This window comes from uncultured Campylobacter sp. (genome assembly GCF_938045225.1).
In the GTDB taxonomy this organism is placed as follows: Bacteria; Campylobacterota; Campylobacteria; order Campylobacterales; family Campylobacteraceae; genus Campylobacter_A.
On the sequence record NZ_CALINL010000042.1, the window covers coordinates 1 to 13,578 of the forward strand.

Genomic DNA, 13,578 nt, shown 5'->3' on the forward strand with positions numbered 1-13,578 from the left:
ATTTTACTAAAGATAATAGATGATAATAGAGAATCCGCTTAAGTTCCGTTGAGCCTTATTAAATTGGAATTTTATATTCAAAGGTCTTTATGCCTAAAATGATTTATCTACAAAGCCCAATAGAACAAAAAATAAAGAAAAGAAAAATAAAACAAGCATCGAAAATTTGCAAAAAAGAATGGGATTAATTAGGAAATAAATGGTGCGCTCGAAGGAATTCATATTGTTAAGATAGCGCCATTTAATACAGCATATTTTATATCTTAAGATTTTAAAATATCCGTAAAAATATCCGTTTGTTTTTTTATTATGTATTTTTTATAAAATTTAGGACAATCTATGTTACCTTTTTAAGCAAAAAGGATACTAAATGAATCTATCTCCTGAGCTATACCTCAAATTTGCCAAAGACGTCGAACCTGAAATTTTTGAAAACAAGACGCCTAAATTTCACCTCGAAATTATCCGCTTTATCGACGGCGACGGACAATACAAGGCCGTGGCAGTTTTTCGCGGCGCCGGCAAGACCACCCTACTAAATAAAATTTATGTATTAAGCCGCCTTTATTTCGCCGCCGAGCCTTTTATCATGATCGTTTCGGCCAACGAAGACAAGGCTACGGCGTTTCTGGAGGCCATCAAAGGCAGTATCGACAAAGCGGCCGCTAAAGGTTACGCCATAGCCCGCGGTAAGGCTTGGAATAAAGGGTTTATCGAGGTTATTATAAATCAAGGCATGAAGGATGAAGGCGGCAAAAGTATAGAGAAAAAATGCTACGTCGTCTCTCTCTCGGCCGGGCAAGATCCTCGCGGTATGAATATCGACAACATGCGCCCTACGCTACTAATCATAGACGACCTGGAGAGTAAAGTCGGTAGATACCCTATCGATTCAAACGCTAACCGCCAAAAGCTTCGCAGCTGGTTTTATGCCGACTTGCTCCCTACTCTGCATCCTACGCGCGGCAAGGCCGTGATACTGGGAACTATACTGCACGAAGACAGCATCCTAAACAATATCGTAAACAACACCGAGGAAATGGACGCCAAACAAGACTGGGTTTACATAAAAATCCCTATCATCAGAAACGGCGCCAGCTCATGGCCGTCTCGCTTTTCGATGGATAAAATCAAAAAAATACAAAGCACCCTAGTCTCAAAAGGGCTAGCTAACGAATTTTATCAAGAGTATATGTGCGCCGCAATAGACCCGCAAAAGGCCATCTTTAAGCGCGAATATTTCAGGTACTTTAAGGGGGTGGAGTATAGGGCGGACGAACCTTTTACGACCGTGACCGTAACCGACGGGGTAAACAAACAAGAGCTAAAAATCAGACGAGCAAATAAAATAGAGCTAGAAAGCGGAGAGAAAATCTGGCTAAAAGAGTGTCAAATTTATACCGTGGCCGACATATCAAGCGGGAAAGGTAGGGACCAGACCGCCTATGTTACCTTTGCGATAGATAGGCAAAACAAGCTTTTTATCATCGACATCACGAGTGGATACTTTACGCCGTTTGAGCGAAGCCTACGAATAATCGAAATTTACCTTACCTTTAATCCAGCGCGCATCGGCATAGAAAAGGCCGGCATGCAAAACGACTTTTTCTACACGATCGACACTATTCAAAAACTAACGGGCGTAAATTTGCCGATAGATCCGCTCAGCCACGGCGGCAACTCTAAAAACAAACGCATTTCAAATTTAGAGCCCTACTACCGCACAAGACAAATTTACCATAATGCAAATTTAAGCGCCACCGACGAACTAGAGGCACAGCTGCTGGGGTTTGACCCGGAGACAGAGAGCAAGAGCGACGATATCATGGACGCGGCAGCATATATCTTGCAATACATCGCAGGGCGATTTTTTGACGAGAGCTATGATGAAATTTACGATGATTACGTGGAAGAGGAGAGCTGGGCGTAAGGCCAAACCGAGCACGGCGGGGAGCGGCGGCCGCAAGCCCCAACGCTGGCGCGCCCGAGGGGACAGCTCACAAAAAGACAAAGTTTTTATATGAACATCGGCCAAATTAGATAAAAAGTGCTATTTTTAGGACTTTTTAAGCGGAGTTATAAGTAAATTTTATAAAGAAAAAGTTTGAAATTTTTTGAAATTTTAAGGGTGACGGTAGTATTGTAGTGCGCAGGGCGAGTGGGTTCATAGCCCCCCCCCTATAACATCTAAATTTACCCGCTCGCTCCGATCGACTGCCGCCAGCCTGCCAGCCACGGCGCCGCAAAGCTTAAAAAATAAAACTAACCTACCCGAGCAAAAGCCGCTCTAACCTTAAACCAAATCGCCGTTTTTCGCCCAAATTTAGCTAAATTTGCCCGCCCTAACCTTAAGCCGCTTTTCTTTACCGTACGCAAATGCCCTATTTTAGGCACTCTTTAAAAAGTAGTATTGAAAAGTATTCTTTTCGTTACTAAATTTCCAACCCGCTTTTTGCAGATTTTCGGCTCACGAACCTTAAGCCGTTTTTGAGCAAAAGCCGCCCGAGCAAACCGCCGCGTCCGCCTATTTTCTCGCCAACTCCGCAAAAACATCAAAAACGGGCTGGGTTTGGCCTCCAAAACCCGCGCACTCGCCCCGCCCCGACAGAATATCTCACTATTTGTTCCGGCTGTTTTGCGCGTTCGCGTTTGCGCCGTCGCCGTAGGAGAAAATGCCAAGCCGCGCCCCGTCGCCGCATCGCTTGTTGTTTGTACCGCCCCACACTCGCCCTCGCATCGCTTGGCCCATTTAATAATCTGCATGCACGACCGAGCTTAAGCAAATTTTGGCTAAAATCGCGCAAATTGCATAAAGGGCTGTAGATGAACCAAGATGAACTCGAGGCGATATTCTCTAAAGACAGACTAGCCGGATACTCCAGCGCTGACGAGCATAGGGCAAATTTCTTGCTTATCCGCGAGCTAGCGCCAAAGCTGGGCATCATCGAGATCGCGACTAGAAACAGGGTCGCGCAGATTTTGGACATCAACGACGGCGCGTTTATCTCTCATCAGACCTTCGGCTACTGGGCGCAGCTCATCAACCGCCGTAGCATTCATAACCTGATTTTAGATCTTAGAGGCGTAGATTTTCGCAAATACTCAAAGACAAATAGAAAAACCAAGCTAAGAAATTTTTACAAAGTCAGGATATGCCTCGATCTTTTGGTTTCAATTAGAAACCGCGCTTTTCACTTTGAAAATTTATATAAAACCAACGATGGCAAACCTCGCGTGAGCACGCTAAGAAACGGGGAAGTGACAGGCATAATGCCGCAAAATTTGAGTATCTTTTTAGACGATATTATGGGATGTTTTCATGAGGATTTAATAGGATATTTAAACGAGAGCGGCGAGAAAGAGAAGCTCTCGCCTTTAACTTCGGACTCATTATAGCTCAAATTTCTAAAAAAGTAAAGAAAATCGATCACTCCCCAAACTTAAATTTAAAGCTTCCAAAAGCCCCGCCGCCCTGCTTACCTTGCTTTAGCAGCTCGATATCCAGCTTCACGCCGTCTGCGCTCGCGGCGTTTTTTATGCGCTTAAATTTAGCCTCCGCGCGCTCCTTAGCCTCGCGCAGATCCGCGACGCTTAGCTTTGCGATTTTATCGTTATGAGCTTTAGCCTTTGCGACTTTTTCCTCGTCTTTGGAGTCGGGGATTTTGACCGGCACGAACTGCTCGTACTCCTTGCGGGCCTTTTTTAGCTCCTTGCCGTACTCTTTTTCTTTGTTAAACCTTCTTACGCCCACGCCCCTTGCCATTATCCCGCCGTATCCTAGATCGTCTTTGTTGTAGTCTTTAGGCGCGACGTCTAACCCCGTGACATCAGCCGTTGCCTGCGCGCCCAGCTGCTGGCCGTAGCGGCCCAGCGGAGAGATCGGCGGGAAGTAGCTTTTGGTTAGCTCGAGCATTCTTTTGGTTATCTTTTCGGCGGCCGAGTCTTCTTCGCCCTCTATCTTATATCCTAGCGTACTTTTGCCGCTTGCTATGTTTATGGCGCCGCCGACGAAGCCTCCGTTAAACTCTAGCTTGTCAAATCCGTCAAACCTAAAGCCCGGCACCAAACGCCCGGAGTTAAAATACCAGTCCGTATTCCCTACCCTCATCCAACTTTTTACGCCCACCAGGTTTGGCAGTGCGCCGCTCTCGGCCCACTCAGGCTTTGCTAGGTTGTCTTGCTCGTTGTCCGCGCCCAGCCATGCGCTGCCTCCGCCGTAGGCTAGCACGGCTTGCATCATCAAAAATCTATCCGGACGCTTTAGCGCAGCCTTTACGACCATCGGAGTCGATTTTACGGCATAGTGGAGAAACGGCTGCACTCCGCTTTTATCCAGCAGTTTTAGCGTGCCGTTAAAGTGAGTAGAGTAGTCCACGTAACTATACTGCGCGTCTTTCATCGCTGCCTTTAGCTCGTCCGCGCTAAATTTGCTAAAGTCGTTTACGTCAAAGCCCTTGTCTTTAGCGATCAGCTCTAAATTTTTCTTAAACCTCGCGATCTTAAATACCTTATCCTCCATCGAGTATAGATATCTGGCCTTGTCGCCCAGATAGCTACCCTCGGCCATATACGCGTTTTTTAGCGCCTTTGTTAGGATGTTTCCGCCGGCATCTCTTTGTAGCGGACGCACCAGCCCCTCAAGGTCGCTTAGGTGGCTATCGAGTCCTAGCGAGTTGGCTAAATTTTCCCATTTTTTAAAGCTCTCGCTGCGTCCTATCCACGCAGCCGTAGTCTTGACCGTCTCGGCAAAATCCCCGTGCAAAAACGCAAGAGCCATATTTGAGCCGAAGTTGTATAAGTGAGTAAAAGGATTTTTAACCGTCACGTTTACCTTGATGTGATCGATCAGCTTGTAGTATGAGCCGTTAAATTTCGCCATCTCGCGCCCTAGCATCTCAGCCTCGGCTAGAGCGTTTGCGACGTCTTCAGGCACGTATTTGCCTGCAAGCGCTCCGTATTTTTTTATACCGCCGCCCGCGCTTTCGTCGCTTATCCTTACCCATTTTAGCCCCTCAGCCCCCTCAGGTGGCGCGTCTTTAGCAAATTTATCCGCAAAAAGCTTTAGGGTTTGAGCCTTAAGCAGCTGCTTTTTTTGCTCTAGGATCGTATTTGTGACCGCAAAGGCCGCATCGTCCTCTATCTCGCGCAGTTGCTTTTGCTCCCAGCTCATCTGCTTTCTAGCAAAAAACTTGCTTTGTCTAAGCGCCTTTGCGATACGGCTATTTTCTTTGGCTTCGTCTAGGTGCTTTTTGTAGTAGTGTTTTACATAGTCTTTGATGACGTTTTTTGACTCTAGCGCCCCGGCATCCACCAGGGCCTGCGCTCCGTCATCTATAGTCTTGCGCACTTTTTCGTATAGCGGCCTGACGTGCTCCGGTAGCTCGCTAGCATCCGTCTCGCCGTCTAGCGCCTTAAACATCGCCTTTCTATTACCCAGGCTGAGCTTTCCGAGGTACTCCTTAAACTGCCCCGCTTGCGTATATATCGCCGCAGTGGCTCTGTGGTATTCGCCAAGCAGTTCGTCGATCTCTTTGGCGTGACCCCTGACGTCTAGCAGCTCGCCTGCAAACGGGATATTTTCATCGGCCCACTTTGCGGCCTCGTCTAGCTTTTCGCTCGCCTTTTCAAATGTGCTATCAACCTTTAGCGCCCAGCGATCGAGCAGCTTCCCCGATCTTTCTTGGATCTGTTTTAGTGGACATTTGTCATTACTCATTTTTTTACTCCGCAGACGAGCAAAGCCCGTCTTTGCGGGCAAGGCTTGGCGCCCTGCACCCGCACTCTTCGTAGCGTAGTCTCGTTGCGAGTGCCACGCACGAAGCAAAAGCCCTACCTTACGGCGGGGACCCTTTTACTTTGCAGACGAACTTAGCACAAGCTTAGTCCGTCTTTTATATTTCCGTTTTCGTCTAAATTTTTTGCCTTAAACTCTTCAAATTTAGCCGCGGCCGCCTTATCTCCGCTTTGAGCCGCTTTCTTTAGCTTATTGAGTTCGGCAGTCTTTAGTATTGCCTCTTTTTTGATAGGGTCTAGCTCGTTGCGATACGCCGCTTTTACTTCAAAGCTCATATTTTTTAGCCTTGCCGCGTCGCCGACGCCTGCTAGCTCCTCTAGCGCGCTTTGCTTTACGGGGATGCTATCTATATCCTTTTTGCTATACCCGTCCACTCTTAGGCTTCCATCCTCTGCAATATCGACGAAAAATCTCTTCTTATCCCCGTCTTTGCCGATCTTGTCAAAGTAAATTTTGCTTTCATTGATTACTTTAAAGTCTGCATTTTTGATATCATTTTTTAGGACGGCTAGCTGTTTATCGCTTAAATTTACGCTTTTGCCGAGCTCTTGGGTTGTTATCTCTTTCGTATCAAATTTACTTATCAGCCCGGCTTTAAAATTTGAGTCGTTAAAGCTCTCTTTTCTCATCGCCGCTATACTCTCGTCTAGCTCGCGCTCTACGTTTGGATGTTCGCGCTTTATCTCTTCTATCTTGCGGCTGTAGCTTATATTCTCGTTGCTAACGGAGTTTTTATAGTAAACTACGTTTTTATCAGTGGATTTAATTAATGCCTTTAACTTGCCTAAATTGTCACTAAGGTCGTAAAAGGTTTTATGTATTAAATTTCCGTTTGCGTCCACGGCAAAGCTAGCCAGATGCGTCATGCCGTCGTCCGCCTCAAACGGTTTATAAAATATTAAGCTATCTTGCGCTACTATTTTTCGTTTGCCGTCTGAACCACTCGCGCGTTTGGCGTTTTGGCGCGTTTGCGAAAATTGCCCAGTAGTATTTTGGGACACTTCGGCGCGATACTTTTGCTTTACGACAAATAGCGGATCGGCAAGGGTATCTAAAAACGCCCCGCTTATATCCCCTCTATCGCTAAAATAAGTATTGCCTGATTTTAAATGTTTCCATGCGCTATTTACATTTACGGCTACATCGCCGAATTTATCTGAAATAGGCGTTTTTATAAAAGAAATTCCCTTGTCGTTTACCCTAAACTGGGCTTTAAATTCATTTTTGCTTATAGCTTTTGGTAGCGGTGTGGCCTCTTTGCTAAGAGCGTTTAAATTTATGCGGTCTTTACTTAGAAAATCTCTTTCAAGCTCACGACTTAAATTTAAGTCGCCGTGGCCTATATTCACCCGCTCGCCTCTAGGAGCGTCAAGAGTATGAAGGGGGTGTTTTTGATACTCGGCATTTTCTTTTAAATAAAGCTCATAGCCCTTTTTATAGTCGTCCCCCGTAAACCCTAGCCTATCTTTGATTTTTTCATAGAGCTCGCCAAGCCTAGCTTCTTCTTGCGCGCTAAGCTCATCACCCTTATCGTTAAGATAATCGTCAAATTTCTTTGATAGCTCATGATACTCCATATACTCTTTATCGCCTGTCATCCTTTGCAGTTGAGCTTCTTCTTTATACGGGAAAAACTCCATAGAAGTAGAGTTTTTAAAGCCGTCATAGCTTACGTCGTTCATTCTTTTTTGCACGTTTCTAGCTTCTACTTCCCCGCCTGCGAGCCAATATTTACCGTTTTTAGAGCTAGCCCCAGGGCTAAATCCTTCGATTTCTTGGATAGCGTGCTGTATTTCGTGGTATAAAGTACTCTTAAAATCCGTCGTTTTTTCGTTTATTATGAACGTTTTTTGAGAGGGGATAAACCCGCCGTCTGCACTACCTAACGCTTTTAGCGCCGCCGGGTTATATTCGCCGGCTACCTCCACCTTGTATAGCTGTAACTCAGGATAGGCCTCGTAAAGCTTTTCGTCGTTTAAAACATTATATAAAACGGTGTTTCTCGGAGGATTCGGTTTTAATTCTCCGCCTCTTGGATTTATTTCAAATTTCCACTTGTCGTCGATTTCATCCTTAAACCACCCCGTCTTTTGCCAAATTTCTACTTCGTCAGCACCTTTTTCTAGCATCGCTTTAGCCTGATCTAGTTTGCCGACGTTTGCCGTGATCGCTTTTTCTCCGGCAAAGGAATTTAAACTTACGTCCTTGCCGTTTGAGTAGAGCTTGCCTAAGAGCTTTGGATTGTCGTTTGCCATCTGCGGCATCTTCTCGGCCACGCCTAGGATTTGATTATAAAGCTTCGGCGTCATTTTTCTTAGCCCCGTAGCTACGGCTTTGCCGCCTGCAAGCCCCGCCAAAAATCCCGCAGCGAATCTCTCAGGGCTAAAATTCCCGTCCTCGTCGATAGAATTTAGCGTACCTGCGACTAGGCCGCTACCTAGATGAGCGTTTGAGTTTGCCGTTAGCCCGCCGCCGATGCTAGCGCCGCTTCCTTGTTTTTCCACCACTTGCTTTGTTGCAGCTGCGGCATCAGCCTGGCCATCTGCTTTAGCGGCCCATTGTTGCTCCATTTGCTCATCGCTCTGGGCTGGCCGCTTTGTCTGGCTAGCATTTGTAGTATCCCGTCGGCCTTGGCGTAGTATTTGCTCATCGCCTGCTTGTCTTCGGTCTGCTCGGCCTGCATTATCGCCGATACTAGAAACGCTATCTCGTAGTCCGTTAGCTTCTTTTTCATTGACTAAATTTCCTTTTTGGGATATAATTTCATCAGTAGCGCTAGGAACTTGAACGCGCGAATGGGGGTCGAAAGTCCTAGCAAGCCCCCTACGAACCTCTACTTTTATCCCCTTTTTTATTTCGCTTCGCAGTTGGCTTTTGTCCTTTAGCGCATAAGCCGTAATAAAATCTATATTTCCGTCTTTATCCGTAACGATACTCAAAAAATTTACGTTTTTTGTTTTACTGTTTACATCCGTAAATACGAAAGGTTTGATATTGCTTATCCTCCCGTCAGACCTAAAAATCTTTATCAAAGGCTCCTCTATAGTAGGCATTATGTAGTTTAGATATGCCATCCTATGATCAAGCGCCTTGCTATCGCGTTCGCCAGCTTTGTCTGCAAAATGATTTAAAATTTTATCTCTACTTGGATTATTTTTCGTCTTGGCCAAAAAATTAAACAGGTTGCTGCTAGGTTCAAGCTCAGTAGCGTTCGCGCGCAAAAAATCATCGTCTATTTTTGACGAAAAATCTATTACGCCGTTGCCTTCGTAAACCTCGAGGTTTGCCTCCCCGCCGTCTCTCATCGTCAAGCCTTCGCCCTCTATCTCGTTTTTAGCCTTGATCTCGGCAGCGACGCGCGTGCGGACGTTGTTTTCATAAACTTCGGCCGCTTTGCCGTTTGCGTAGTCTTTGGCGATATTTATATCTTTTTGGATATAGGCTTGTGTAAAAGCCTGCGCGCTCTCGTCCGAAAAACCTCTTTGTTTTAGCCTTGCGGCGTAAATTTCCGGAGTATAGGCCTGCGCCGCGATATCTTTTTCAAGCGCATAAAATATCCCTTGCCCTGCAAGTCTAGGATCTACGTCCGCTCCTATTAAAATGATTTTGTCGTAGACCGAAGGTTTTAAACCTTGTCTAGATGTTGCAGGGGCTTGATAGCCCGTACTTGTGATTGCCATAATCGCTCCTTTTTGTATGGTTTAGGGCAATTATCGCGCAAGTCGCAGTGTCAAATCTACCTAGTTTTGGGAAAAATTAGAAAAAAATAGTGTCAAAATTTGCATAATTTGGGAAAAATAGGAAAAATTACCCAAAAATTACCGCATTTTTTGGGAAATATGGGGTACCCCTTAAAAAAGGGGATTTGATTGTTAAGTTTTGTTGCTTTGTATTATTTTATCTCAATATCGTCGCATATCAAGCTAATATCCGCTCCGCTTGCTTCTCTTAACGTTTTTAGAGTATGTTTAATGTTTCTCATCGCCTCTATGTTTAGCGTTTGAGGTAGCCACTCCGCACCGCAGTTAGGGCACTCATTTAGAAAAACCTTGTGCGTTTCAAACACAAACGATATGGATGTCTGACAATACATACAAACAAATTCTATGCCTTTTATATTTTTTACGTTTTGTTTCATTACGTTGTTCTCCTTTTTTGATTTTTTTTTACCTTATTTGCCCGTATCTCGCTATTCTAAACCTTTAAATTTTACGGTATAATATCCCTAAGGGTTTCGCGTATGTGTGGGGTCTAATTTTATTTCGGGCTCGTAACCCGAGCGGGTAAGAGCGGACTTAGTCCGTCCCCAGCGCGAAGCCTTTGTAGTTTTTATATCTCCTTTTTCAAAATACATCGTTTTAAAAGCTAGCTCATTTCTTTTTTTCTTAATTTCCTCGACTGCACTCCAAGCCTTTTATTTATGGTATAATACGATTGTCGATCCTGTTGGCGATAGACCGTTCGTCTGTAAAAGCTTGTTATAACGGAGTAGTCCGAAGTTTGGAGGATCGATAAACTACCTTTACTCCGTTCAGCATTTTGTTTTTTATATTGTTTATCTTTTTTGCCCGCATCTAGCTATTCTAAACCTTTAAATTTATGGTATAATGATCTAACCTTTTAAAGGCGCAAAAGAATTAGCGTCCGGCTCATAACCGCGAAGTAGCGTTTGAGCGTCTTTAAAAGCCTCACTATTTTTTAGGCTCCCTTTTTCAAAATACATAGTTTTAAAAGCTAGCTCATTTGCCTTTTTTCTTATACTTTCTACAACTACATAATAATGCTCACTTAATTGTTTCCCGCTTATTAATACGTCTTGTTTTATGTTATCTTTTGTAATCGCTTGCACATCTGCTTCGTCGGCGTATTGCGCCCACTTTGCTATATCATCGTAGGCTACTGGTTTTTGCCCACTCTTTTTTACCAAGTCGCTATCCTTGCCGTGCCTATTTATCGTGTGTCTTACGGCATCGCTTGATATTGTTCTCTTTACATTGGCATATCTAAAACCAAGTTTTTGCGCGATCTTTGGACTTAAAACGTCTATTGCGACGTTTTGTCTATTATTGGTTAGGTACTCTACTATCTCCGCGTTTAGATTCTCTCTGCCGATAGGCGTCATATCTCGCCCCTTTTGCGCGCTAGCTTCTATCGTCTTTTTGGTTTGCTCGTTTTTTATTGCCTGAGCGTATCTACCTTTTGCGGCTTCTATCATTTGGGTTTTGGTTTTATCGCTTATGTTCTTATCGGCTATTAGTTTTTGTAGAAATTTGCCCATATCGGGCATTTTTATCTTGTCGACCTTGCCTGATAGACTTTCTTTGCCCGCTTTATCTTTCCCGATATTTACTATCTGATCGTATAGTTTAGGGTTTGTCTTTTTTAGGGTAGCGGCTGTTACCTTTGAGCCAAAAAGCCCGTATATAAAACCTTTAGCAAATTTCTCCGCGTCAAAGTTTCCGTTTTCGTCTTTAGCGTTTAGAGTTCCGCCCGCTAGGCCTGCGCCTACGCGAGGGTTAGCGTGTGTTTTTATCGCTGTTTCGTCTTTAGCTGCATTTTGTGATATAATACTATCGTTAAAACGAGCTAAACGGGCATCTTGCCCCAACGTTAACGCCCCGGCCGGCTTAGTATCGGTGTGTGAGTGTAGGGCGTCCTCACTAGCTCGTTTTGCTTCTTTTTCCTCAGACGTCATTTTTCTACGATTTGCATGTATAATTTTTTTATCGCCCTTGTCTATTACTATGTCTTTCATCTTGTTATCGTCTACTTTACCTAAATATACGCTATTTTCGCTTTTACCGCTTTTTACTACGCTCGGTCTGTCTAAAACGTATTCTATTAATTCTTTTACGGCTCTCTTGCTATTGTGCATTTCGGGGTGTTCGGACTTTAGCCAAGCCAAAGAGGCCGTTATAACGTCGTCTATACCGGTTTGAGCTTTTAGCCAGTCGTCAAGCTCAAATTTAACCTGATCTAGATAAGTAAGCTTGCCGTCCCTCATCGTCCAGCCATCGCCTTTTACGACTTCTTGTTTTGCTTCTGCTTGCCCTAGCTTACTTCCTTGTTCGGCTGTTACCTTTGAGCCAAATAACCCGTATATGAAACCTTTAGTAAATTTCTCCGCGTCGAAATTCTCGTTTTCGTCTTTAGCGTTTAGAGTCCCGCCCGCTAGGCCTGTTCCTGCGCGTGGGTTAGCATAGGTTTTTATTTCTAGTTCGTCTTTAGCTGAATTTTGTGATATAATAATCATTAGTCTGCGCGACCCGCTGCGCGTCGTCCTTATAAGGCGAAAATGCAAGCCTTTGGCTATCTTTAGCCATTGATGCAGACTGAAATGTTTTATTGCCCGTCAACCGTTTTTGCGTCGTGCCATAATCGATAAAATTTCTATCGCTGTAATAGTCAAATATTTTTTGCCGTCATTAAATTCATCTATGACGACTCTAAAATTAACACCTTCTTTTTTTAAATCATAGGCATACCTTATTATATCGTCTCTAAGCTCGAAGCTATCGTCGGCTATCTTGCCGTTTCTTACTACATCCATGATATTTAAAAGCTCATCATTGCTAAGCCCGCCTGTTTTTTCAATGCCTGCGTGTTTTATCATTATCTTTTTCGTGCCTGCATTTTTGCCGCCTTGCTCTAAGGAGTAAAGGTCGCCTAGGTCTTTGCCCTGCAATATAACCTTATCTCTTTTCCATACAAACACGTCATATACGCTTTTTTGTTCGTCGTTTAACCTTGAAACGTCCGTATTTTTTATTAATTTTTCTCTTGATTTATTTAACCTTAAGCCTGGTTGATTTATAATTTTCTCATTGGCGAAGTTCGCGCCGGGGTGTTGCCCGGGAGCTTCGCCTTTTACGGCTTCTCGCTTTACTCGAGCTTGTTCGATTTTACTTCCTTGTTCGTCTATCTTGCCGCCTCTTATCTTTGCTACGTCTGCTTTAGTGATCAAAAAATCAGCGTTGTAGTTTTTATCGTAGCCCGCAGGCGTTCTTTTGTATTCCCAACCGCCTACGCCACCGTTATCCTCTATCCTCGACTCGCTAAACCTAGTTTTGCCGTACCTTGCGTCTTTGGCTAGTATGTCCTCTCTATCTTTTAGAAACTGCTCTACGTCGTACTCTTTAGATAGCGATTTTAGTTCGTCTTTAGCCGCATTTTGTGATATAATAGCCTTATCAGCTTCCGATCCTTGTTTGGCTGTTTGTGGGGTGCTTAGATCGGAGAGTGTGTCCCCACCCCAAATCACTTTACCTTTCAGTAAGTTTTTTAAATCTGTATTTTTAATAGGCGTAGCGGTTATTTCGATTAGTTCGCCGTTTTTATCCTCTACGACGTTTAAAAATTTTACAACCTTATCTTTTTCGTCTATAAAAGTTTTAAAAAATCTAAATCTTTGTGCGCCGTTTATACTTTCTTGAGTAATAAACAGCGGTTTTTCCAGAGTCGGTTTAACTAAATTTATGTATTCTAGCCTCCTGTCGCCGTCAATCTTATCGGCCAAATGGTTTAGCATCTTATCGACTGAAATTTTGGAAGTAAAAATCGGCGTTTTTATCGGCTTAGAAAAGTCCTTAACGACAGATAATATATCGGCCTTTGGGTCTAGCCTCAAGGCTAATTCCTTTCTTTCGACGATATTTTTTACGGCTGAAGTATAATCTACGTTTGTATTGTTAAATTGTTGATTTTTAGCTTCGCCTTTTACGACTTCTTGCTTTGCTCCCTTGTTCGGCTGCTTTTTGTTGTTAGGCTATAAGGCGCATATTGGG

The 13,578-nt window shown here is 44.1% G+C and carries 7 protein-coding genes; 2 read left to right on the forward strand and 5 right to left on the reverse strand.

Features of this window, described 5'->3' with window-relative positions; translation table 11 throughout:
• Positions 1 to 370 precede the first annotated feature (370 nt).
• Both Q0200_RS02225 and Q0200_RS02230 read left to right on the forward strand, forming a co-directional pair.
• Entirely contained in the window at positions 371 to 1,930 is a 1,560-nt protein-coding gene (locus tag Q0200_RS02225; protein ID WP_297937204.1) for a hypothetical protein, read from the forward strand.
• A gap of 893 nt (positions 1,931 to 2,823) precedes the next feature.
• The gene (locus Q0200_RS02230; RefSeq protein ID WP_297937206.1) at positions 2,824 to 3,396 is read left to right on the forward strand and encodes an ATPase; all 573 of its coding nucleotides are present in this window, start codon (positions 2,824 to 2,826) and stop codon (positions 3,394 to 3,396) included.
• Between the two features lie 31 nt (positions 3,397 to 3,427).
• Here Q0200_RS02230 and Q0200_RS02235 read toward each other — a convergent pair whose 3' ends face one another.
• From Q0200_RS02235 to Q0200_RS02255, 5 genes are all read right to left on the reverse strand, one after another.
• The gene (locus Q0200_RS02235) at positions 3,428 to 5,716 is read right to left on the reverse strand and encodes a hypothetical protein (protein WP_297937208.1); all 2,289 of its coding nucleotides are present in this window, start codon (positions 5,714 to 5,716) and stop codon (positions 3,428 to 3,430) included.
• Positions 5,717 to 5,868: 152 nt separating this feature from the next.
• Entirely contained in the window at positions 5,869 to 9,474 is a 3,606-nt protein-coding gene (locus Q0200_RS02240) for an LPD23 domain-containing protein (protein ID WP_297937210.1), read from the reverse strand.
• A gap of 212 nt (positions 9,475 to 9,686) precedes the next feature.
• The gene (locus Q0200_RS02245; RefSeq protein ID WP_009494526.1) at positions 9,687 to 9,932 is read right to left on the reverse strand and encodes a hypothetical protein; all 246 of its coding nucleotides are present in this window, start codon (positions 9,930 to 9,932) and stop codon (positions 9,687 to 9,689) included.
• 474 nt (positions 9,933 to 10,406) lie between these two features.
• Complete coding sequence (locus Q0200_RS02250; RefSeq protein WP_297937214.1) at positions 10,407 to 12,047, reverse strand: hypothetical protein; 1,641 nt, start codon at positions 12,045 to 12,047, stop codon at positions 10,407 to 10,409.
• A 99-nt stretch (positions 12,048 to 12,146) separates the two neighbouring features.
• Complete coding sequence (locus Q0200_RS02255) at positions 12,147 to 13,421, reverse strand: PBECR2 nuclease fold domain-containing protein (protein ID WP_297937216.1); 1,275 nt, start codon at positions 13,419 to 13,421, stop codon at positions 12,147 to 12,149.
• Positions 13,422 to 13,578 lie beyond the last annotated feature (157 nt).